This is a genomic window from Massilia sp. W12, assembly GCF_037300705.1.
GTDB lineage: Bacteria > Pseudomonadota > Gammaproteobacteria > Burkholderiales > Burkholderiaceae_D > JACPVY01.
Map to the genome: position 1 here is coordinate 3,698,119 of NZ_CP147776.1, position 22,797 is coordinate 3,720,915.

Sequence of the window (22,797 nt, forward strand, 5' to 3'; positions counted from 1 at the left end):
TTTCAGCTGACACGACATCCAAGCAGGCCTGCGGGCCTGCTTTTTTTTCGTCAAAAGCGCGAATAAAGGGCGGGAAGCAGCCTTGCTTACAGTTGGCAAACGCCGGCTTTTGGAACATCATATCTTTCATGCGCAATTCCTCTTGCGCGCCAGCTGCGCAGCGCCCCGGATTTCTGCGTCCAACGAGCCATGACCACAACCCCCAGCAACGGCAGCGCCGCCCTGCGCTCAACCGATTGGAAAGACCTGCATTATCTGCTGGTCGATCACACCAAGGGCATGCGGCAATTACTGCGTGAAAGTCTGCGCAGCCTTGGCGCGCGCTATATCGATCAGGCCAGCAGCGGCGGCGAAGCCATCGGCTTGCTGACGCAAACCCATTACGATGTGGTGTTGTGCGAATACCATCTGGGGCAAGGCAAAAATGGCCAGCAAGTGCTGGAAGAAGCCAAATTCCGCGATTTACTCTTGCCCACCACGGCCTGGCTGATGGTGACTTCTGAAAAAAATCTGGAAGCCGTGATGGGCACCGCCGAGCTGCACCCCGACGCTTACCTGCTCAAACCCATCACCCAGCAAACCTTATTGAACCGCTTGAGCCGGATCTGGCAGCGCAAGCAAATTCTGAATGTGCTCAATCCCGCCTGGCTGCAGCGTGATTTTGCGCGCGCCGCCAAGCTGTGCGATATGCAAATCGCGCAACACCGTTTTCACGCTCTGTATTTGCTGCGCATGAAAGCGAGTCTGCTGCTCAAATGCGGCCGCAGCCAGGAAGCGCGCGAAGTCTATGAGCGGGTGCTGGCGACACGCCAGTTTTCCTGGGCCATGACCGGCGTGGCCAGCATCCGCATGCAAAATGGCGAGGCGGAAATCGCGCGCAGCATGCTGACCGAAGTGATTAACGGCAATCGCTACTTCATGGAAGCCTATGACCAGCTGGCCCTGGCGCATCAACAACTGGGCCAATTTGAGGAAGCCGCGCTGGTGCTGGAAAAAGCCGCCACCATGTCGCCGAATTCGGTATTGCGCCAGCGCAGCCTGGGTGAAGTCTCGCTCAAGCTGGGCCATACCCAAATCGCTGAACGCGCTTTCCGCAAATGCCTGGCGCTGGGTGAGCATTCAGTCTTAAAGTCCGCCGACGCCTATCTGGGTCTGGCGCGCATTTGCGGCATGAAAAACGATACGGATGAAGCGCTCTCACTCTTGCACCAGGTGCAACGCGAGTTCACCTCAGAACAAATCCGCTTGCGCAGCAAAATCACGGAAGGGCTGGTGTTGCATGAAAGCGGGGAATGGGAGCGTGCGCGCAAATCCGGCACAGAATTAAGCGCGATGCTGCAGGCTGGCAACCAACGCCCGCCGCCAGCAGTCGCGCTGGACATGGCGCGCCTCTTGTTCGCCACCGGCATCGAAGATGCGCCGATCGCCCTGCTGCGCGAGCTGGCGCGCAATAATCATGACAACCCGCAACTGCTGGGCGAAATCCGTCAGGTGTTTGCACGCGCCCGAATGGCTGAAGAGGGCGACGCCATCGTCAATAATTCCAGCGCGGAAGCGGCGGATATGATGAACCGTGGCGTGTTGTTGTGGAAAACCGGCAAACTGATGGAGGCGGTGGAATGGATGCGCGATACCGCGCGCGCCCTGCCGGACAATCAGCGTGTGCTGTTCAACTACGCCCAAATTGTGCTCTCTTGTATGGAGCGGCACGGGTTTGACGCCGGCATGGCCGATGAAGCGCGCCATGCCTTGCTGCAAGTCGATAGCCTGATGCCGGGCCAGGCGCGCTTTCATATGCTGATGGACAATTTGAATGCTTTGCTGCGCAGCGAGCGCCAGCGCGCCGCCAATTAAGCGGCGCGCCTGCCATGCTTACTTATTCAAGGTGTAAGCGGCTTTCACTGACAGACTGCTGTAGGCGCTATAAGCATACACGCCCAGGTAATAGCGTCCTGCCGCCGGATTGCTCAGGCTGCAGCTCTCCACGCTGGTCGGGCCATCGGATTTACATTGATAGCTGCTGGAAGTCGGACGCGCGCCGGCTTTGGCGAACATATCCGCATCGCCATTTGCGCCATTCACGCTGAAAGTGACTTTGCTGACATTCGCCGGCACATCAATCACATAATATTTCCAGACTCCGGCTGCGGCGCCCTGCCCTGTCATGGCGACATTGTTTTGCAACACCGGATCGCTGGAAACGCTGCCGCCCAGACTGCCCTTCATCGCATACCAGCCCAAGGAAGAATAATTCGAGAAACCTTTCTTCGGCGTGCCTTCCGCGCCGCCGCGCACCACCAGCTTATAAGAACCTGCCGGCAGAGACAGATTGACGAATTCTGCCGAGCGATGCACCGGCAGATTGCTGCGCGCCACCACTTGACCGGCGGCATTGTAAAGCACCGCTTCCACGTCCAGCATGCGCAGGTATTCAATCGGATCAATGCGCAAATTCAAGGTGCTGTTGGTGGTCGTGCTGAAAGTGAAGGTGTCAGTATCGCTGGTGCGGCCAATCTGGCCAAAATTGAGTTTCGGATCAATCGCCCCATTCGCGCCGATCTTGAGCGCTTTCTCAGTCGCGATATCGTCATCCACATACGGCACTTTTTCTTCGTTGACCATGATCGAGAGATCATCTTCAAAATTGCTGGCGGTGTCGTACTCGCCCTTGCTCCAGGTAAATAATTGATTCGCCCAGCTGCCGCCCATCCAATAGTTCCCCATGATCGGGCCCCACTGGAAAGCCGCGATGCCCTCAAAATACTCACCGCCGCTGCCGCCGCGATCATGGTTCATGCCCATCTGGTGCCCGACTTCATGCGCCGCAGTCATGCCGATGCCATAGCCATAGTCCCAGCCGGAGGAGGGATTGCGGTACAGGGTGCCGGCTGCGGTGGTGCCGAAAGAATGCAGCGGAGCAAATGAACGGCCATCCTGGTTGACGAATTTGATAATGCCGGTGCGCAAGGGATTGGCTGCGCGCGCCGCGTCATACACTGCGCGGTTGGTGGTGACATTCATCTTCAGGAAAGAGTATTGATCCGCCACCGATTGCCAGACGCGGTACATCTGCTCTTTGCTCACGCCATTGAGCGGCGTCGTGCCGCTCATCACCGCGCTGTGATCAAGGTAAAACACCCAGGGGCTGCCCGGCTTGCTTTCGAGTTTGGTCAGATCTTGATTGGCATACGGCCCGATATGCGGCGCCTGTCCCTGCGCCAGACTGCTGTATACGGGGTGCGCTACCGCCAGCAGATTTTTCGGCGGCGTATTGCTCTTGATGAATTCGGGATCCAGATCAGGATAGATCTTGGACAGCTTCACTTCTTCCACCCAGACCTTGCCATTGGCGTCGGTGCTGTATTCAAAGGCTTTATTGGCGTCATGCAAAGCCAGGTAGCCATGCAGCTTTTTATCTGTCCCTTTTAAGATAAACAGCGAATTCTTATTGCCGATTGCGGTGCCGGTGATAGACAGCCGGCCATCCTTGTAGTGATAGTCGCGGATTTCCGCGCCCAGGGTATCGCCGCCCAGTGAACGCACAAACTTGCTGCGCGGTTCGGCATGCTGGCGCGAAAAACCCTGGATCACTTGCTCCACGTTGCCAATTTCAACCTTGGCCGGCTTGGCCAATTCTTGGGCTTGCGCGGTTTGCAGGCTGCACAACAGGCTGGCGGCGGCCAGCAGGATGGAATGCTGTCTCATCTGAATCTCTCTGTAATGGATTTATGGGGAAGATGCTTGCTTGAGGGGCAAGAAGATTGCAAATTATGCTTTTTATTTCCATGAAGAAATGCATAATTTACAATATAAAATTGTATTATATCTGCAGAATATTTGCAAATTAAGCAAATATGGATTTTGCAATGCATGCATAATCAGATACCGCAATACGCGTCAGCATGTGCAAAAGCCCAGCCGGACGGCTGCATCAGGCGCCTGCGCCCGGAGGCAGAATAGGGAGAAAAAAGAAAGTGCGGCAGACAGCGTCAGCCACGCACTGCGATGTGAGGCGGCCAGCCCCAGAGCGGGGCCGGCGGGCAAGTTTTATGCGGCGCTTTTGATTTGCAAGTCCAGTCCGATCTGGCCCCACCAGTCATGTTCCTTATCCAGCCAATAGGATGCTGTGGGGTGGTCGTGCAGCCAGTTTTGCGCAAATTCCAGTTCAATCCGGTTGTTTTTGACGCGGATGCGCAATTGCTCAAGCTGAATTTCGAGGTGGGAATGCAAAAAGATCACCGCCAGGCGCAGCGCCAGCAGCGCTTTGACAAATTCCAGGTCTTCACACACATCACCCAATTTGCGCAAATTGCCTTTTTGCCCCAGCGCTAAGCGCGCCATCAATTTTTGCTCGCGCGTGGTGAAGCCGGATAAATCGGCATGCTCGATGATATATGCGGAATGCTTGTGGTAATTGGTGTGCGAGATATTCATGCCGACTTCATGCAAGAGGCCGGCCCAAAACAGCGGTTTTTCCAGAGCGTCGCTGGCGGGTTTGGTCTTGGCCAGCAATAAGCTGGCTTGCTCGGCGACACTTTTGGCGCGCACTGCATCGACATTGAATTTCTGCATGAAAAACGTGATCGAGTGCTCACGCCGGTCTTGTTTGGTCGAACGCAGATAGAGATCCCACAACACGCCCATACGCAAACCGGCTTCAATCGGATTGACCAGGGCAATCCCGATTTCTTCACACAAGCCGGTCAACACCGCCAACCCGCCCACCACGGCGGAAACGCGATCCGCGCGCAAACCCTGCATTTCCACTTTGTGCAAATGGCCGAATTGGATGAAGCGCTGAATCAGCGCGCGCATGCTGTGCAAATTCAACAAACCGCTGCCGATGCCGTTTTTGCTGATGATTTCGGCTAAAGCGCGGATCGTGCCCGAAGAGCCGTAGGCGTTTTGCCAATTGCTTTGGGCAAAACCGGCCGGGTAATCCTGGAAATGGCTGCGTGCGGACAAAATCGCCGCCTCAAAACCTTCTTGCGTCAGGCGGCCATCCGGAAAAAACGCCGGGGCCTGGCTGAAGGTGCCGATGGTGAAGGACTCGACTTCTTTGATTTCATGCCCCAGGCCTGTGATCAACTCGGTCGAGCCGCCGCCGATATCGATCACCAGGCGGCGCTCGGCATCGTTGGCCAGGGTGTGCGCCACCCCCATATAAATCAAGCGCCCTTCTTCTTCGCCGGAAATGATTTCAATCGGATAACCGACCGCTTTTTCCGCCAAGGGCAAGAATTGCGCCACATTTTTCGCCACCCGCAAGGTATTGGTGCCGACTACGCGCGCCGCTGTGAGCGGATAGCCGCGCAAGATCTGGCCAAAGCCGGACAGCGATTGCAATGCCGCCGCAATCGCCTGCTCGGATAAATTCGACTGCGCATCCAGGCCGCCGGCTAAGCGGATCTGGTCGCGCGTGCTTTTTACGATGCGCAAGCTCTGCCCGTCATGGCTGGCGATATGCATGCGGAAACTGTTCGATCCCAGGTCGATGGCGGCAAACATGATCGATTCCTCTTGGAAAAATAGCGGAAAAACGCGCCATTATAGGCGATCACAGGGCTTGCGCCTCATGCAGCGGATGCAATATTTTCCCCTGCCGCCAATACGGTATTGCGTCCGGCCAGCTTGGCTGCCGCCAGCGCTTCATCAGCGCGCTTGAGCAATGACAGCGCACTGTCATCGGCGCGCAGAGTGGCCACGCCAATGCTGGCGCTGACATGCAAGAGTGCGCGTCCGGTTTTGATTGGCATGGCGGCGATGGCGGCGCGCATACGCTCAGCCACCAGCAGGGCGTCATCCAGCCCGGTGCGCGGCAACAGCACCACAAAACCGGCGCCGCCCAAACGCGCCAGCATATCGGAGTCGCGCAATTGACGCTGGCCGGCTTGCGCCACCATTTGCAACACCAGATCGCCCACCGCATGCCCATAATCATCATTGACCCGCTTGAAGTGATCCAGATCAATCATAATCAGAGCGCATGGATTGCCGGGACGGCGCGCCAACGCCAGCCAGGGACCGAGGGCAGCGTGGAAAGCGCGCTGGTTCGGCGCACCGGTGAGCGGATCGCTCAGGGCCAGCCGCTCCACAGTGTGCTGCTGCTCCCGGCTGTCGCCTAAAAGCGCCAAGCCATGACTGATGCTGAAAATACATAACAGCAGTAAAGCGAACGCTGGCGGGAACAGATTGCGCGCCCAGTTGTTAAACGCCAGCAAGCCGCTGAGCGCCAGCGCGCACGCCAGCAACATGGCAAAGCGGCGCAGCATCGGTTCGCTGCTCTTGCGCCACAACAGCCCAGCCCAGGCGCCGAACAACATGGCGCAGATCGCCAGCGCCAAGCTCCATTGCACATCGCTTAACATACTGGCGGCGGCGAAACCGCCGGCCCCCAGCGCGAGCGGAATCAGGAGCCGCTGGCGCCAGGCCTCATGCTGAAAACGTTCCGCCCAATAGCCGATTTCCCCCGCCAGGGCGGCAAACAGCAGAAGATGTGCGCCCAGCATCACGAGCGGCCATGGCGGCAGGCAAAACAGCAGGCAGGCGGCGGCCAGCAGCAAACGGGCGCGCATCGCTGCAATCGCGCTGCGTCCCTGCACCAGCCAGGCCACGCCGGTCTGCAGCAGCAGTGCGGCGGCCAACATCAGCTGCGGCGAATACTCCATCGTTCTCCTTCAGTGCAATTTGATGCGCGGATTACTGACCCGGTTGATGGTTTCCGCCCAGGTCGCCAGCCATGTGTGAAACACGCCATTGATGGCGATTTGATGATGTTTATGCAACCACCAATACATCCACTTCGCCAGCATGCCTTCAATAAACACTGAGCCGCTGGCGATGGCGCCCATCAAACTGCCGACCGCACTGTAATTCCCCATCGACACCAGTGAGCCATAATCAACGAAACGGAATTCCGGCAAACTCTTGCCGGCCAGCAGCCGGGTAAGCGATTTGGCCAGCAAGGCCGCCTGCTGATGCGCGGCCTGGGCGCGCGGCGGCACATTCGGCGCGCCATCGCCTTGCGGGCAGGCGGCGCAATCGCCAAATGCGAAAATCGCCGGGTCGCGCGTGCTTTGCATGGTGGGGTGCACCACTAATTGATTTAAACGATTGCTCTCCAGCCCATCCAGATCGCGTAAAAAATCCGCGCCCTTGATGCCGGCGGCCCACACCACCATGCCGGATGGGATGAATTTGCCGCTGGCCATTTGCACGCCCTGCGGCGTGACTTGCACCACTCTTTCATTGCCGTGGATTTCAATATCCAGCTTGCGCAATTCAAGCGCCACCGCGTCTGACAGGCGTTCCGGCAGCATTTGCAGCAAGCGCGGGGCAGCATCGACGATGACGATTTTCAAGTCGCGCTCGGGATGGAAATTGGCCAGACCGTAGCTGCTCAAGATCCGCGCCGTCATATGCAGCTCAGCGGATAACTCCACCCCGGTGGCGCCGCCGCCGATGATGGTGACGGTATGCCGGCCCTGGCCCGGTTCACGCGCGCCGTTTTGCGCCCGCAGGCAGGAATTGATCAGGCGTTGGTGGAAACGTTCGGCGGCGGCAGGCGTGTCAAGCATGATGCAATGTTCGCGCACGCCGGGGGTGTTGAAATCATTGGTCTGGCTGCCCAGAGCCAGCACCAGGGTGTCATAACGCAGCGATTGGGCCGGCAGAATTTCACTGCCGTCTTCATCCAACGTGGCGGCGAGATGGATTTCTTTTGCCGCCCGGTTCAAGCCATCCATGCGGCCCAAACGGAATAAAAAGTGATGATTACGCGCCAGCGCCAGATATTCGACTTCGTCAGCGCGGCTGTTTAATGTGCCTGCGGCGACCTGATGCAGCAAAGGTTTCCATAAATGGGTGCGCGCCGCATCCACCAACATGATTTCGGCGCTTTTCTTGCGCCCCAGCTTGCGGCCCAGACGCACCGCCAGCTCCAGGCCGCCGGCCCCGCCGCCCACGATGACAATTCTGTGCAACCCTGACGCACCGGCCCGGCCCCTTTCACTGCTTTGCTCAGACGACAATTTCCGCTCCTTTACACTTCATGTTCCACATTCATCGTTCCATCACCAATTTTGCTGGACCAGGCGCGCGAGAAGAAGAATTTTTCCTCTTCAGTTGGCGGGTCATGCCAAAACACGATCAGCGTGCCTTTATGGTCGTGCAATTGCGAAACTTTATGAATAAATTCACTGTTTTGCGCGTCATCAGCCACCGCCACCGCATAGCCCCATACCCGGGTCAAGCGCTCAAGACGATCCGGCTCGGTCAAGCTGTTGGTGGCGGTAATGGTCGGGTGATCCAAAAACATATCGGCTCTCCTGCAGCAGCAAGGCGCTTGGCCTGCTTAAAAACGTTCTATCCAATTCGCCAGACGGATCTCCGGCGCCGGCTCCTGATTACGCAATACTTCAGCAAACAAACCATCGCTGTTGCGGATGATGTTCAAGCGGCACCCCTGGGCATCCAGCCATAACAAGGCCGCCAGCCAGCTGATATGGGCCGCGCTGACTGGCGCCTGGGCCCCGCCTTCCAGATATTCCGCTAACAAGCGCTCCTGCACAAAACGCAGACGGGAGCCGTCCAGGCGCACCGCCGGCCCCAGGATTTCCAGCAATTTCTGTTCGGCCTGCGCCGCATCCCAGCGCTGCCGGGCCAGCATTTCTTGCAGACTGCGCCCGAAAAAACCGTTGCGCAAGGCTTCCGCGCCGACCAATTCAAAATAATCCGTCTTGGACCAATTCACGCCGGGGCTTTTGGCCTCGACCGCCAGCGCGGCGTGCAAATACGCATCCAACGCCGCCAAATACTGACCGCCGGCGACATTGATGCAAATGCTTTGCAAACTGCCAATCCGGTTTGACATTAATTGCTTTTGCAATACTTCCAATTTTTCCTGCAATAAGCTGGTGTGCCCTTTGCGCAAACTGGCCAATTCCAAGGCCAGCTTCAGCTCCAAGCGCAAGACCGTGATATCCCAGGGCTTTTGCATGTAGCGGTCAATCTGTCCCTGGTTCACTGCTTCGATGGTTTGATCCAACTCGGAATAGGCGGTGGTCAAAATCCGCACCATATTCGGATAGCGGTCGCGCGCGTAATGCAGCAATTCATTGCCATATCCGCCCGGCATGCGCTGATCGGAAATCAAGACCGAGAGCGTGGCGGCATGCTCATCCAGCAAGCGTTTGCCTTCCGTCACCGAGCCGGCTGTGACAACCTGGGCGAATGCGCCGACGGCGCGCTGAAAATACTTGACGGTCTGCTCCTCGTCATCGACGAACAGGATCACAGGCGCCTTGACTTGGGAGTTGATCATGGCACGCACTTTCGACTGGTGGCTGGGTTCTTCATCAGGTCGTCTCAATCCGGAAATTTCAGAATCACAGTCGCCCCATGCTCAGGTTCGGAGTGCATTTCAATCGCACCGCCAAACGATTGCATAACGCGTTTGCAAAAAATCATGCCCCAGCCATGCGTGCTGGACGATGCCGCTGTCGGGGTGGACGGATCATTCAAAATCTTTTGCAGCGCATCGGCGCTCAAACCCACCCCATTATCAGTCACCACAATCTGCGGCTGCGTGTTGATGCGCACACAAAACTCAATCGCCGCCGCATCGCGCCCCTGCACCGCGTGCAAGGCATTTGACAATACCGAGGACAGCACCAGCGCAACGCAATTGGGCATGCTGCGCACCATGAAATCTTCCTGCACTTCGACGCGGATCATGGCGCGCTCCGCCGGCGTCAAAGGATAGGTCGCCAGCAACGAGGCGATCAATTGTTGCGCCGTGCTGGCGGTATTTTCATTATTTGACTGAGAGGAATTGCGGATGGAAGCGACAAAAGTATTCAGCACCGACAAACAATAGCTGGTGTTGTTGGCGATTGAACTGGCGCCGTTGCCAAGTTGGGCGCGGATATTTTCCGGGGCCGCCCCGGCCAGCGCTTGCATTTCCTGCGCCACCAGGGTGATGGTTTCCAATGGCGCATTGAGTTCATGCGCCAAAAACGCCAGCGTCTCATCAATCGCCATCAGCTTTTGCTGCTTGGTGGCGCGCTCACGCGCCAGCGCGCTGGCCATGCGCAACACGCGACGGATTTCCATCAAGCCCAGCGGCTTTTCCAGAATCTGGAAGACTTCGCCGGAATTGATGGTTTCCAGCAACACACTCTTATCCACATAGGCGGTCACCAGAATCCGCACCACATGCGGATATTCACGCTCAACCTGGCGCAGCAGGTCGCCGCCATCGCGTCCCGGCATCCGGTAGTCTGTCACCAATACCCCGACCCGGTTATGCGGATCAGCCAGAATGGCAATCGCGGCATCCGCCGACAATGCGGTCAGCACTTCGTAATCCGTCCCGACTGCCGAGGCAAAATACTTGCAAGCCATGCGCTCATCGTCCACATACAGGATCGTGATCGCCTTGTGTTCCAGCTCATTCATCTATGCCTCTCCTCGTTCGGCGCGTGGCAGGTCGAATATCATTTTAGTCCATTCGCCGACTTTGCTTTCCGCCACCAATTGGCCGCCGTGCTGCTCAATCACACGGTAGCTGATGCTTAAGCCCAACCCCAAGCCCTGCCCCACTTCGCGTGTGGTGAAAAAAGGCTCAAACACGCGGGTCAGGTTTTCCGGGGAAATCCCGGGTCCATTATCCAACACTTCCACCCGCAAACGCTGATCCGCCCAGGCTGCGCTGATGTCAATTTTCATATCACGCTGATTGGCTTTGCGCATCGCCAACACGGCGTTGGAGAGCAGATTGATCAACACCCCGACCAGCGCGCCATCATCGCCCGCCACCATATCGTCATCCGGCAAATTGCGCGTAATGCTGACGCCTTTCAAATCATGCGCGGTGAAGCGTAAAGCAGTCTCCAACACTTGCCGGAATGCCAAGGGTTTGGCCCCACTCTGCGCATCCGGATTGCGATAGGCAAAGGTCTTCAAGTCAGACACAATATGCTGCACGCGCCGCATGCCCTGCTTGGCGTCTTCCAGGCATTCCCGCAAATTATCTGACTCCTGCGCCACCGGCTCTTCCATCGCCAGATCAATCGCCATCAAACAATAGCTGACCGGATTATTCACCTCATGCAACAAACCTGCCGCCAGGGTGCCGATCGCCGCCATTTTTTCCTGCTGCAACATTTGCCCCTTGATTTGGGACAGATCACGATTCGTACGCTCAAGCAGCCGGTTTTTCTCCGCCAGCTCGGCGCGCAGCTGAAACAGCATATAGCGCGCACGCTCATTGAACACTGTGCAAACTGAGGCCACCACACCGGAAAACAAGAGCAGCAAACCATTCACCAGAAACGGCCCCTGCATTTTAAATGTCTCTGCATGCCCGGCGCAGGCCAGGATGTAGAGCAGCAAGGAAGCCGCACTCAAAGCCAGATTTTGCCAGAGTGAGAAGGGCAACACGATGCCTGACGCAAAAATCGCCAGATTCAAGCCGGCGTAGTAGATCGAATTTGCCCCTTCTGTGACGGAAATCATCCAGGCGATCATGATTTGCGGCAACATCAGCCAGACGAAAGTGAGTAGCTGAATCCTTTGCTTGCCCCATTCCGTGCGCAACAGCATGATCACGGCAAAAATCAGGATTGAACATGCGATCCGGGCGATAGCAAAATCCAGCTGATGCATGGGATACAGGCCGTAGTCCAAGCCCATGCCCAGCAACACCAGCGCAATTCCGGTGTATGCGCCGCCCCGGCTGAAGTCAAGCCGGTAATTCCGCAACACCATTTCATAGCCCGGATGCGCCTTGCGTATCATTTACGCGCCCTCCGCCATGAAAGCCGGATTGCCGGAGGGCATGCGATCAGACTGCCGCGCCGTGGCGCCGGGAAGCCGGGAAACAAGTAATCGGGCCTGTAGCGCGCTCAAGCAATGGGTGAATCTGTTATTTGCAGGAAATTTCAATATATTCATATGGTTATCGAAGCCTAAACGTGCTCAACTGAGAAAGCCGGGTTAAACCACCTGCACTTCTGCAAACACATTCACCCCGGTGGAATCGACCCATAATTTGGGCCGTCCCACCCCGTCCGGGAACAGGCCGCACATGCGCGCCTCATCCCGGTATATCAAATACCACTCCAACAGATGCTCCATACTCGATTTTTGCGGGTTATCGGTATGCACATTCGTGATCAACAAGGAGGCGCCGCTGCGTGCGCGCATGGAAAAATACTGCATCAGCTTCAGGCATACTTTATCCGACAGATAATCAAACAATCCGGCGCAATACACGGCATCAAATTCGCGCGCCTGGGTCAGATCCGCCGGCAAACGGCGCTTGATCAGCTGGTGCACTGAGTCACGCTGAAAATGCAAACTGCCCTTGCGGCTTAAACCGGCATTGATGGCATTCAACTTTTCATTGGTCCATTGCAAGGCTTCCTCGCTGAAGTCGAGCAATTCAAAATGAATCCGGTCTGGTTCGGGATAGGTCTGCAGAAAACGTTGCACTTCGACCGCCGGGCCGCACGCCACATTCAGCACCCGGTATTGCCGCCCTTCTTCACGCGCACGCTCGGCCAGACGCACCAGATAATCGACCAGGATGTCGATCCGGTTGCGATGCGCAGTGGCGACCGGGGTGGCTAAAAAAGCGGCATTGACGATTTGAAAATATGTGCTCGGGCCTTGGCGCGGGTCATCCATAATCTGATTGACCATCTGGAAGTCGCCCGCATAGCCCAAGGGTTTGGTAAAAGTGCGGTACACAAATGGCGCGCGCAGCAACAGAGGATGCAAAGCCGCCTGGGCGAATGCGCGATGCGCAGCGGCCTGTTCCGGCTCCACTTTGGCCGCCTGAATATTGAGTTGATCGAAATACTGGCCGGTTTTTTGCACCAGCGGCTCAGCCAGTTCATAGAAAATATCTGCACGCAGGCGGCCATCCTCTTTCGGCATGGATTCAGCCAGATCGACTTGCTCCACCCAGTGCGAGACATCGGACAAAAAGGCGCGCATTTCATTGACCACGATTTGATAATCGCGCCCGATCGAAAAACGCTCCTCCCAATGTTTAACAAAAGCGCGCGCCTCATCGCCGACCGAGCCGGGGGCTGCAGTCACATTCACCAGCTCGCGCCATTCGTCAATCAAGGTGACGGACACGACTGCGGTCAAGCCGGTATTGACAATGCTGACCACCACGGCCTTGCCGACATAGGCATTGCGGCTGCGCAGGCGGATGGTCAAATCATGCAGCACTTCACTGATCTGGACGATGGAGTAAGGATTGTATACCTCCATCACCAAAGACTTACGCTGAAGATTCAGGATGGTCCCTCGCACAGACTCAGACTGTGAGTTGCGAAAGCTGACCATCGGGTCGATTTGCGTTTGTGAGTACATGATTTGAGCGCCAGGAGTTCCTCTGGGCGCCACAAAAACCCGCTTACGCATCCCGTATGATCTGTCTGTCTGCGCCATTCTGTTCCTGGCGCCGGCCCCCTGGCCCGGACAGCGCGGAATACAACTGCCGCACAATCCAAGCTGCCGGACGCCAATGGCTTCAGATGCCACGGCGCAGCTGCAGATCAGTCACAGGATGCATGCGCCGTTTTTCCAGCAACCCTGTTTTTGCCGGTTCAGCGCACATCCCGGGAAAGGAAGCGCGCCGCCCTGACATGCCTAGGTTAAACGTGCATTACGAATCCGCCGCTACCGTACTGCCGCCGGCAACCAGACTCAGGCCTTGTCAAACTGCGCACTCATCCCCGGTTGGCAAGAGCAAAAAAGAAGCGGGGACTTCAGGAAAACAAGCTGCCATCACTGCCGGCGTCAACCATCTGCAAAGCGCTGACTCCCGCCTGTCTGTTTTCCCTGTATTACGGTAGGCCATCCGCTCCATGCCGGACAGCATGTGGCGGCGCTTTGCATACACAAAGCGCTTGACATATTGCCGCAGGCGGCGGAAATGGACATCCCGGTATGGCGCAGCTGACTCAAGGCAAAGGATAGCTTGGCGCGCAGACTCCCCGTAGCATGCTGTCAATAACCGGCGCCTCAAGCCGGAAATATACAGGGCCTGCAGGCCAGACATTCTTTTACTGGATGCCTGCCTTTGGCTTGAGTGTACTATTTTAAATTGCATCGGGCAAACAAACTGTAAAAGCAACAGCATTCCCGCGTTGCAGGACTTACACCGCAACAGGAACAGCGTTGAGGCAATCAAAAATGCTGCAAACAGTCAGCCTGGCGGCGCTCAGTGTGTTGACGGGGCCGGCGCCGGCAAAGTCACAAGATCCGCCACGCCCAAAGCCTGCACTGTTTGCGCATCAATCTCAATCCAGCAGGCGAACACCGGCTTGCCATCGATGAATAAAGGCGGGCCGGCACGGTGCGCGTGCACCCCCATCCGCGCGAGCAGGCGCTCGATACCCAGTGGTGAAACGGTAATCAGGCGGCTGGCGCCATGCGCAGCGGCGCTGACCACGGCGGCCCCGAGCAGGTGGCGTGAACTGTTAGCGTTCTCGCGCACCCCGCCCTTCAAGTCGGCGGCTGCGAAACGCGACAATTCCCATACATCGTGCTGGCATGGAACTGGCGCGCCATTCATCAAGCCGGGAAACACTTCGCCCAATAAATACGGGCTGGTGGTGGGCAACAGGCGGGCGCAGCCGCAAATATCGCCCTCATCATTTTTGGCGACAACATAAATCGTATCGGGTCTGTCGAATTGATCCCGTTCCAATCCGTCCTGCACCGGCAATTGCCAGCCCAGTCGTTCAATGAAAATTTTATGGCGGTAAACGGCAACTGCCCGTTCAAATTCAGGAGTAAATTCCTTGGAAGTGCTGTAAATGGTTTGCATATTTCCTCATCAGGCAAAAAAATCAACCGATGCGATTACAAACCCCGGCCAGCATTTGGGTAACTGTTAATGTTTACAGGGCGAACAATACCCTGCCGACCTCCAATAATTATTGCATGCTGGGGAAAAGCTGCAAAAAAAACTGGAAATGGCAACGCTGCCGCTAAGCCTGTTGGCTTGGCGCTGTAAAAATCAATGAGGTATATGGAAAAATTCGACTTGGCGTGCAGGCTCCTGTTCCGCGTCAATTCAAACGCATATTAAGAGGATTTGCACTAAATCCGGATTGCAACGCAAGCCGAACCATGGTTTGCCAATCGCAGTACTGCAACCAATGACTGATGAGGTCGGAAGTGGTGGCTTGACCCACATCGTAGCCATGCATATCGACAATCATAACATTGCTGCGCACCGGCTCAGGCGCCAGCAGCAAACAATTTGATTCACCATGCCTGTACCACGTCCAGCCAAGCGATATACTGGGGGTGGTGGTGCTGACGCATTCTGAAAATCCGGCGGATTCTGCGAGTATGGTTTGCTCTTGCAATTCATCCTGCAAATCAGGATCGCATCCAGTAAACAAATGCACGAAAGGCAACGAACTGAAAGTGGAAAATGACAGTCGGATGTAACCGTCAGGCGACAACTTCAGTGGCGCTCTCTGCATCATCGGGGATTGTTGAAAACAATTCAAATCCATTTGTATAGAATGTGCGTGTTGAAGTAAATATCGCTGGCGTTGCCGGCTGATCTGATTTATTTTATTTGATATTAAACAAAACACGTCTGATTGGCGACCTGTCAAATCTGACATCGGAAGGAAGTGGTTACATGAATTCTTGGCGCGAAGATCAATTCCAGGCGCTGCTTGAAAAACGCAGCGAACAGGAATTGTTTGACGAAGCAGCGGCAATAGCCAAAAGCATGGGGTTTGAATATTGTGCTTACGGTATCCGCATGCCTGTCCCGATTTCCCGCCCTGCAGTCGCCATGTTCAATAATTACTCGCTTGATTGGCAGCAGTGTTATCAGGAACGCGGCTTTCTTGAAATTGATCCCACCGTGCAACATGGCTTGCGTTCAGTACTGCCCTTGCTGTGGTCATCCGAAACAGTGGAAAACAGCCCTGAATTCTGGGAAGAAGCGCGGGCGCACGGCCTGCATTTCGGCTGGGCGCAAGCGGCGCGCGATGCCGCTGGCGCGGTCGGCATGCTGACCCTGGCGCGCGGCAACGATGACGTCAGCTCGCAAGAATTCGACGCCAATAAATACAAAATGGCCTGGCTGGCGCAAGTCGTGCATGTCGGCATGTCCGGCTTGCTGACCCCCAAAATGGCGCCGGAATCAGGCGTCCTGCTGACCAGCCGGGAGCGCGAAGTACTGCGCTGGACCGCAGAGGGAAAAACCGCTTACGAGGTCGGCCAAATACTGGCGGTTTCCGAGCGAACGGTCAACTTTCACATCAATAACGTCGTCGCCAAACTCGGCGCCTCAAACAAAATTCAAGCCGCAGTAAAAGCCGCCAGCCTTGGCTTGTTATTTTAATTTGCGGCTTTCATGCAACATGCCCGGCAAAACCAGGACTTAAGTCACACACCAGATTTAATTATCCCAACCTGGATTAAAAATTAAATTCATGAATATAAAATGAATTAACAAAATTCCGGAAACAAATAATTTGCCGTCTCCCTCCTTTACAACAAAGCGTCACAAATCTGTATCCCACATCACAAGCGCCGGAATCAAGCGGATACACACGGATTCTGTCCGCGTAAAAAACAATCAGAGGGAAAAGGGCTGGCGCCAGAACAGCGCCAGCCGGATCAGGCCACCATGCGGGTATTCGCGCGGCAACCATCCATCAGGAATGACAAGCCCACCACCAACACCAGCTCACCTTCAGCAGAACGGGCGGTGCCGGTGATGCCTGGCACATTCAACGCTGTCATTGGCTTAATCACCAGATCTGCGGTGCCATCCACCGCCTCCAGAGCCAGGATATAAGGATGCGGCGAAGAAATCACGATCCCCACCCGCTCCACCCCGCGCTCGTAACCCAGGGCAGTGGCCAGAGAACGCACTGGCAAGGGCCGCCCCTGATCTTTTAAGACGGGGGCGCCGCCAACCTGCATGAAATCTTCCGGCAACTCCACCACCCTTTGCACCACCGCCATCGGCAACGCAAGCAAGGCGCCGGAGGTGCTGACCAGCATCGTCGGCACAATCGACAATTCAATCGGCAGACGTATCGAGAACGTGGTGCCCTGTCCCAATACGGAATCAATGCGGATCGCGCCACGGTTTTTTTCCACCGCAGTCTTCACCACGTCCATCCCCACACCGCGCCCGGAAACGCTGGACGCCACTTCTTTAGTGGAAAAGCCGGGCAGGAAAACCAGCTGGAAAGCCTCATCTGCAGTCAGCGCTTGTGATTCGGTGATCAAACCTTTTTTCAAGGCTTTTTTGCGCAACTCCACCGGATCCATGCCTTTGCCATCATCAGACAAAACAATCATCACGCTATTGGCTTCCTGCCATGCCTTGAGTGAGATAAACGATTTCAAGGACTTGCCTGCCGCCACGCGATCATCCGGCGATTCGACGCCATGATCAAGCGCATTGCGCAGCATATGCACCAGGGGATCATACAAGCTGTCCACCACCACCCGATCAACCTCGGTTTCGGCGCCTTCGATATACAGCTCAACATCTTTGCCCAGGTCTTTGGCCAATTCACGCACCAGGCGCGGAAATTTCTGGAATAAGCGGCCTACCGGTTGCATCCGGGTGGCCAGCGTGGCGCGCTGCAGCTCACTGGAATAACGCGAAGCGCGCTCCAGCGTTTCCGCCAACGTGGTCATCAGGGTCGCAGCCTGCCCTTCAAACTTGAATTGCAACAGCCGCTCCATCAATACCGCCGCCTGATTGGCGGCCTGAACCGATTCGCCCGCCACTTCAAGCAAGGCATCCAGTTTGATGGCGTCAATCCGGATACTCTCTTCTTTCACTGGCGCAGATGTGGGCCGGTCTTGCGTTTGTGCTTTGGCTTCAGGTTTTCTGGCTTCAGCTCCCTCGCCTTCAGCTTTTGCCTCAAGCGGCTTGGCTGCAGGTTTTGCCGCCGGCTTGGCTGCGGGTTTGGCGGCAGGTTTGGCTGCCGCTGCCGGCTTGGCGGCGGCTTTTGCCGCCGGCTTGTCTTCTTTGGCGGCAGCGGCTGCCGACGCATTCGCGGCTTGCGGCCTGGTATAGGTTCCCGGCGGCACTACCGCTATATACATGGCCTCCCAGTCCAACCCGTCCGCGCCGGGCCGCCAGTCGGCATCGCTTGCGGCTGGCGCCGCCATCGCTGCTGCAGCGGCTTCAAACGCGGCCTCAAGGTCATCGCTATCCTCTGCGCCTGCCTCCTCAGCAACAGCTTCCGGCTCTTCCTCTGCCAGCGCTTCTTCGGCCTCGTATTCGACATCTTCTTTGCCCTCAATCGCATTATGCAAAATGCGTTCGAGATTTTCCGGCATCGCCATTAATTGCTCGGGCAAAGCGCCGTTGGCAAGCTCAGTTAATTGATCTGAAACAAAGCCGCTGGCTTGTAACGCCGCCTCAATCGCCAGCGGCGTCACCGGCGCTGCGCCGGTGCGCAGTGCGTCGAACAGGTTCTCGGTCAAATGGCAGGCTGACACCATCGCTGTCAGCCCGACAAAACCTGCGCCGCCTTTAATCGTATGGAAGGAACGGAAGACAGCGTTTAAGACATCTTTGTCGTCCGGATTCCGCTCCAACCGCAGCAGGTGCTCTTCAACGTTGACCGCAAGATCCATCGCCTCGACGACGAAATCTTTGAGCATATCGTCCATTAGAATCCCAGTTCGGCAAGAAGGTCATCAACGTTGTCTTGATCCATCGCCACTTGTGGCACTGATGGGCCTTGCATCAATTGAGGCTGCTTGATTGCTTTCTGTCTGACTGCCGGCGGCGCGTTATCACGCAACAGCTCGGCCAATTCTTTTTCGACGGTCTTGGTGATCGCCACCACTTTTTTGATCAGCTGGCCGGTAATATCCTGGAAATCCTGCGCCATCATGATTTCCAGCAGGCGCGCTTTTTCAGCTTCAGTGGCTTCGCTCACCATAGTGGTGAATTGACGCGTATCGCCGGCCAGCTTTTTAAATTCATCCAGGCTGATTTTGCCCTCGAATAATTGCTGCCAGCGGTTTTCCATTTCCTTGGCGCGGCGCGATAACTCATCTTGCGCCGGCATGCCGTCATCCAAGGTGTTGAGCACCTTGTTGGCGGCCTGCTCTGTGAGCGTGGCGACGTATTCAAGGCGGTCCTGGGCGTCATTGATTTGACTGGACGCCTCGGTCAGCGCCTTATCAAACCCGAGTTCGCGCATGGAATCATGCAAAAGCCGCACAATTGCGCCCAGCCGCTCATACATAGGCTTGTCCGGCGAGGCGGCAGGCACCACAGCTTCAGCCGCCGCCACCATTTCGGGTGAAATCTCAATATCCAGATCTTCCACCGGCACCGAAATGGCGTCGGCATCCACCAGATCAGCCATGCGCGGCTTGTCCGCCGCATGCTGAACTTGCGGCCCGGTTGAGCTGGGAACGGAGACGGGGGGCATACTGGCTGCCTGTGCGAACATCGCATCGATATCATCCTCCTCTGCGGGAGGCGGCGCTGACGCTGGCGCCGGCGCTGGCGCGGCAGCTTGCGCACGTTGCTCGGACACTTGGTCAAACAGTGCATCAAAATCATCGGCTGCGTCGGTCATACCGTGCTTCTCCATAATTTTTGAAAGGCGTTGCCAAGGCCGGGCGGCCAGTCGCAGGTTCAAGTCTTGCTCAAACCCCGCCTGGCTGCGGCAATCCGCATATCGGCGCCACTGGCGCACATCGGATTTTCGGCGTTGTTCACCAGTTTAGCAGGGCTTTTATTGCGCTGTAAAACGTTCCCGTCAAAGCCTGTGCGGCAAGCCGCCGGCAGACAGTGCAGCGCATCGTTTTGTTTTAAAAATATTGCAAAAAATCATTCTTTCAACTGTTCTTGCATACATGAAATTCATGCTAAATAGCATTTTCATTACAGCAATATTTGGCCTGTGGCCTTAAAACCACAAAAAATACAGATTGAGAGAGAGAGTTGAACGCGCCAAATAAATGCGCAGCATGGAAATAATGGGGAAATTCATGCACACGGCAGTGTTGCGCATTGCCCACAACAGTCTTTCCGCCAGGCGGCGGAGCCGGGCAAAAAAAAAATCCCTGCCAACGCAGGGATTTTTTCAGCGGCGGAAACGCCTCAAGCGATCTGGATGTTCGATGCCTGCTTACCCTTCGGGCCGGTAACGACATCGAAGGTAACACGTTGATTTTCTTTCAGCGTCTTAAAGCCGGCCGCCTGGATCGCGGAGAAGTGAGCGAACAGATCTTCGCCGCCTTCGTCGGGAGTGATGAAGCCGAAACCCTTGGCGTCATTAAACCATTTCACAGTACCATTTGCCATTTCAAAATTCCTCTAAATAAAGGGCGTTACGCCCGGACAATCCGTTTGAAGCAAGTAAGGAATGACAGCATGACTGCACTACCAGCTCAACCCCAACGTGGAACGCATTATACAAGAGAAAAATCGTACGTAATGTTTTGCAAGTGAATCGATACGCATAATCCACATTTTTGCCACACTATTGTCACCAGACTGTCATAAAAAACACTGTTTATTTCCACAAGGAAATGAACATTGTCAAAAAAGGGATATTTTAAAAGTGACTCAAGGCCGGGGGCAAACCCGATTCCTGCCTTGCTTTTTGGCTTGATACATCGCTTCATCCGCCGCCTGAATCAAGGTCGCGGCATTGTCGCTCGCACGTAAATCCGCCACACCGGCGGAAAATGTGACCTGAAAATCGCTGTCTTGCGCATGATGTCGTATTTTTGCAAATACCTCACGCACGCTATCCACCACCATGCGCGCGGCTTCCACGCTTGTGTCGGGCATGATCAGCAAAAATTCTTCACCGCCGTAGCGGCCCAAAATATCAACCCGGCGCAAATGCTGCCACATCAAGCGGGCCAGCGTGCGCAACACATGATCGCCCACTGGATGCCCCCAGCTGTCATTGATCTGCTTGAAGTGATCGATATCCAACATCGCCACGGATAATGGCGTCGTATTGCGGCGCGCCCGCTGCACTTCCCTGTCAAGCATGTCTTTGATGCTGGAATGTTTGTACAGCCCGGTCAAACTGTCGCGCAAAATCAATTCACGCAATTTGCGGTAACGTGAAACACGGCTGCAGATTGCCGAGGTCAATTGCGCCCCGTCTATCGGCTTGCAGAGAAACTCATCGCCGCCGATGGCGAGCGCATCACGCTGGCGCAACTCATCACGTTCGGTTGACAGATAAACAATCGGCACATCGAGATAGACATTGTCTTGCCGCAATATGCGCGCCAGCTCCAATCCGGTGCAGTGCGGCATATACATATCCATCAAAACCAGTTCAGGCCGGAATTCCATCATTTCCTGCAGCAAACCGGAGGGATCTGACAAGAGGCGGACATGCATGCCAGCCTGCGCCAACAGCTGCTCATGATATTCGGCGCACACCGGATCATCATCAATCACCAGGATGCGGCAAGGCTGGCGCGGGCCCAGTTCGCACAACTCGTCCAATTTTTCCGATAGCGCGGTCAAATCAGCGGGTTTGCTGAAATAGGATTCGATCCCGGCGCGCGCCGCTGCAAGTCTGGCGCTGAAATCACTCTCTGCAGCAATAAAGAGGGAGGGAATATTGATCTGTAAGTTTTTTTTAATCCGCCCAAGCGCCTGCGCCACTGCGATGGCTTGCGCATTCCCGTCTGTGTCCAGAATAAGGCACTGCGGACGCCGGGCCTGAATTGCGGCGCTGCATGTCTGTTCACTGTCGCAAAACTCGACTTGATAGCCAAACAACTCCAGATGGTTGATGATTTCTTGATGCGCCGGGCTGGCGTGCTGACGCCACAACAAAATCAGGCGGCTGGGCGCAAGCGGATTTTGCGTCGCCACGTCGTCTTGCGCCGGGCAATCCACATCTGAGGCTTGGGTTGCGGGCGGGGCAGGCCCGGCTGAACTGTCCACCGTTGCCGAATCCGGCACAGTCAGCGCAGCCGCTGGGGCCGCCTCTGCGTCCGGCGAGACGCCCATTTGGTGTGGATCTGACCTGACTTGCGCCATGAACTGTTGCAAATTGGCGCGCAATTGATTGATCTCTGCAGGCAAAGGCGCAGCTGATTCCTGCAAAGCCTTGATCGCCAATTCCAAAACCGCCGCATGCTCGCCCAATACCGCAAAACCAAAGGTGCCGGCAGTGCCGGCCAGGGTGTGCAATACGCGGTGCAACTCTGCCAATGCGCCTGCAAGCGGCTCGCCGCTGTGCTGCGCTGCATCCATTTGCATTAACCCGCTTTCAATTTGCGCCAGGCGGTCAGACAAGCCTGTGAGAAACCGCGCCTCCAGCTGGCGCAGCTTCACGGCCAGCGCCTGCTCCATTGAAAGCGGGGTGTCAGTCATGCCACCTGCTCCCAGTGCTTGCGCACGGTTTCGGCCAAACTCATGGGGTCAAACGGTTTATTGATGACCGCAATCGCGCCCAGCGCCAAATATGAGGAGACTTCCGCCGCCTGCACCTTGGCGGTCATAAAAATCACCGGCGTATTGCGGGTATTGTCGAGCTTGCGCAACTCGCCCAGGGTGGTCGGGCCATCCATCTCGGGCATCATGACGTCGAGCAGAATCAAATCCGGCTTCATATTTGCGGCAGCGCTGATCGCCTCATGACCTGAGCTGCACACTTTCAGATCAAAGCCGCCCACTTGCGCAAGGGCGATTTCGGCCACAAATTGAATATCCGGATCATCTTCGACATATAAAATCGTTTTCAGGTTTGCACTCATAGCTTCCTCAAG

18 protein-coding genes are annotated in these 22,797 nt (G+C 56.0%); 2 read left to right on the forward strand and 16 right to left on the reverse strand.

Features of this window, described 5'->3' with window-relative positions:
* Nucleotides 1–189 precede the first annotated feature (189 nt).
* Nucleotides 190–1,854 (forward strand): response regulator, encoded by a 1,665-nt coding sequence (locus V8J88_RS14795; RefSeq protein ID WP_338844940.1) that lies wholly within the window; start codon nt 190–192, stop codon nt 1,852–1,854.
* 18 nt (nt 1,855–1,872) lie between these two features.
* Here the strand turns inward: V8J88_RS14795 and V8J88_RS14800 are convergent, their stop codons facing one another.
* From V8J88_RS14800 to V8J88_RS14850, 11 genes are all read right to left on the reverse strand, one after another.
* On the reverse strand, nt 1,873–3,705 hold the full coding sequence (locus V8J88_RS14800; RefSeq protein ID WP_338844941.1) for a pre-peptidase C-terminal domain-containing protein: 1,833 nt from the start codon (nt 3,703–3,705) through the stop codon (nt 1,873–1,875).
* 342 nt (nt 3,706–4,047) lie between these two features.
* A complete protein-coding gene (locus V8J88_RS14805; RefSeq protein ID WP_338844942.1) occupies nt 4,048–5,508 on the reverse strand; it encodes a Ppx/GppA phosphatase family protein in 1,461 nt (486 codons plus the stop codon).
* A 65-nt stretch (nt 5,509–5,573) separates the two neighbouring features.
* Nucleotides 5,574–6,668, reverse strand: coding sequence for a GGDEF domain-containing protein (locus tag V8J88_RS14810; protein ID WP_338844943.1), 1,095 nt, complete (start codon nt 6,666–6,668; stop codon nt 5,574–5,576).
* A gap of 9 nt (nt 6,669–6,677) precedes the next feature.
* Nucleotides 6,678–7,982 carry an NAD(P)/FAD-dependent oxidoreductase gene (locus V8J88_RS14815; RefSeq protein ID WP_338844945.1) on the reverse strand — a complete coding sequence of 435 codons (1,305 nt, stop codon included), beginning with the start codon at nt 7,980–7,982 and terminating at the stop codon, nt 6,678–6,680.
* 59 nt (nt 7,983–8,041) lie between these two features.
* On the reverse strand, nt 8,042–8,317 hold the full coding sequence (locus V8J88_RS14820) for a hypothetical protein (protein ID WP_338844946.1): 276 nt from the start codon (nt 8,315–8,317) through the stop codon (nt 8,042–8,044).
* Nucleotides 8,318–8,353: 36 nt separating this feature from the next.
* Entirely contained in the window at nt 8,354–9,322 is a 969-nt protein-coding gene (locus V8J88_RS14825; RefSeq protein ID WP_338844948.1) for a response regulator, read from the reverse strand.
* Between the two features lie 44 nt (nt 9,323–9,366).
* Complete coding sequence (locus tag V8J88_RS14830) at nt 9,367–10,458, reverse strand: hybrid sensor histidine kinase/response regulator (protein ID WP_338844949.1); 1,092 nt, start codon at nt 10,456–10,458, stop codon at nt 9,367–9,369.
* Entirely contained in the window at nt 10,459–11,799 is a 1,341-nt protein-coding gene (locus tag V8J88_RS14835; RefSeq protein WP_338844951.1) for an ATP-binding protein, read from the reverse strand.
* Between the two features lie 198 nt (nt 11,800–11,997).
* A complete protein-coding gene (locus V8J88_RS14840) occupies nt 11,998–13,389 on the reverse strand; it encodes a class I SAM-dependent methyltransferase (protein ID WP_338844952.1) in 1,392 nt (463 codons plus the stop codon).
* 853 nt (nt 13,390–14,242) lie between these two features.
* Nucleotides 14,243–14,851: an acyl-homoserine-lactone synthase gene (locus V8J88_RS14845; protein WP_338844954.1), complete on the reverse strand. Its 609-nt coding sequence runs from the start codon at nt 14,849–14,851 to the stop codon at nt 14,243–14,245.
* Between the two features lie 244 nt (nt 14,852–15,095).
* The gene (locus V8J88_RS14850) at nt 15,096–15,521 is read right to left on the reverse strand and encodes a DUF4902 domain-containing protein (RefSeq protein ID WP_338844956.1); all 426 of its coding nucleotides are present in this window, start codon (nt 15,519–15,521) and stop codon (nt 15,096–15,098) included.
* Between the two features lie 161 nt (nt 15,522–15,682).
* Between V8J88_RS14850 and V8J88_RS14855 the strand changes: the two genes are divergently transcribed.
* Nucleotides 15,683–16,396, forward strand: coding sequence for an autoinducer binding domain-containing protein (locus V8J88_RS14855; RefSeq protein WP_338844958.1), 714 nt, complete (start codon nt 15,683–15,685; stop codon nt 16,394–16,396).
* Nucleotides 16,397–16,674: 278 nt separating this feature from the next.
* Here V8J88_RS14855 and V8J88_RS14860 read toward each other — a convergent pair whose 3' ends face one another.
* From V8J88_RS14860 to V8J88_RS14880, 5 genes are all read right to left on the reverse strand, one after another.
* Nucleotides 16,675–18,699: a chemotaxis protein CheA gene (locus V8J88_RS14860; protein ID WP_338844959.1), complete on the reverse strand. Its 2,025-nt coding sequence runs from the start codon at nt 18,697–18,699 to the stop codon at nt 16,675–16,677.
* A complete protein-coding gene (locus V8J88_RS14865) occupies nt 18,699–19,622 on the reverse strand; it encodes a protein phosphatase CheZ (RefSeq protein WP_338844960.1) in 924 nt (307 codons plus the stop codon). Before V8J88_RS14865 ends, V8J88_RS14860 begins: the two co-directional genes overlap by 1 nt.
* Nucleotides 19,623–20,149: 527 nt before the next feature.
* Nucleotides 20,150–20,353 (reverse strand): cold-shock protein, encoded by a 204-nt coding sequence (locus tag V8J88_RS14870; RefSeq protein WP_338844961.1) that lies wholly within the window; start codon nt 20,351–20,353, stop codon nt 20,150–20,152.
* A 264-nt stretch (nt 20,354–20,617) separates the two neighbouring features.
* Complete coding sequence (locus V8J88_RS14875; RefSeq protein ID WP_338844962.1) at nt 20,618–22,402, reverse strand: diguanylate cyclase; 1,785 nt, start codon at nt 22,400–22,402, stop codon at nt 20,618–20,620.
* A complete protein-coding gene (locus tag V8J88_RS14880; protein WP_338844963.1) occupies nt 22,399–22,785 on the reverse strand; it encodes a response regulator in 387 nt (128 codons plus the stop codon). The genes V8J88_RS14875 and V8J88_RS14880 overlap by 4 nt, the downstream gene beginning before the upstream one ends.
* Nucleotides 22,786–22,797 lie beyond the last annotated feature (12 nt).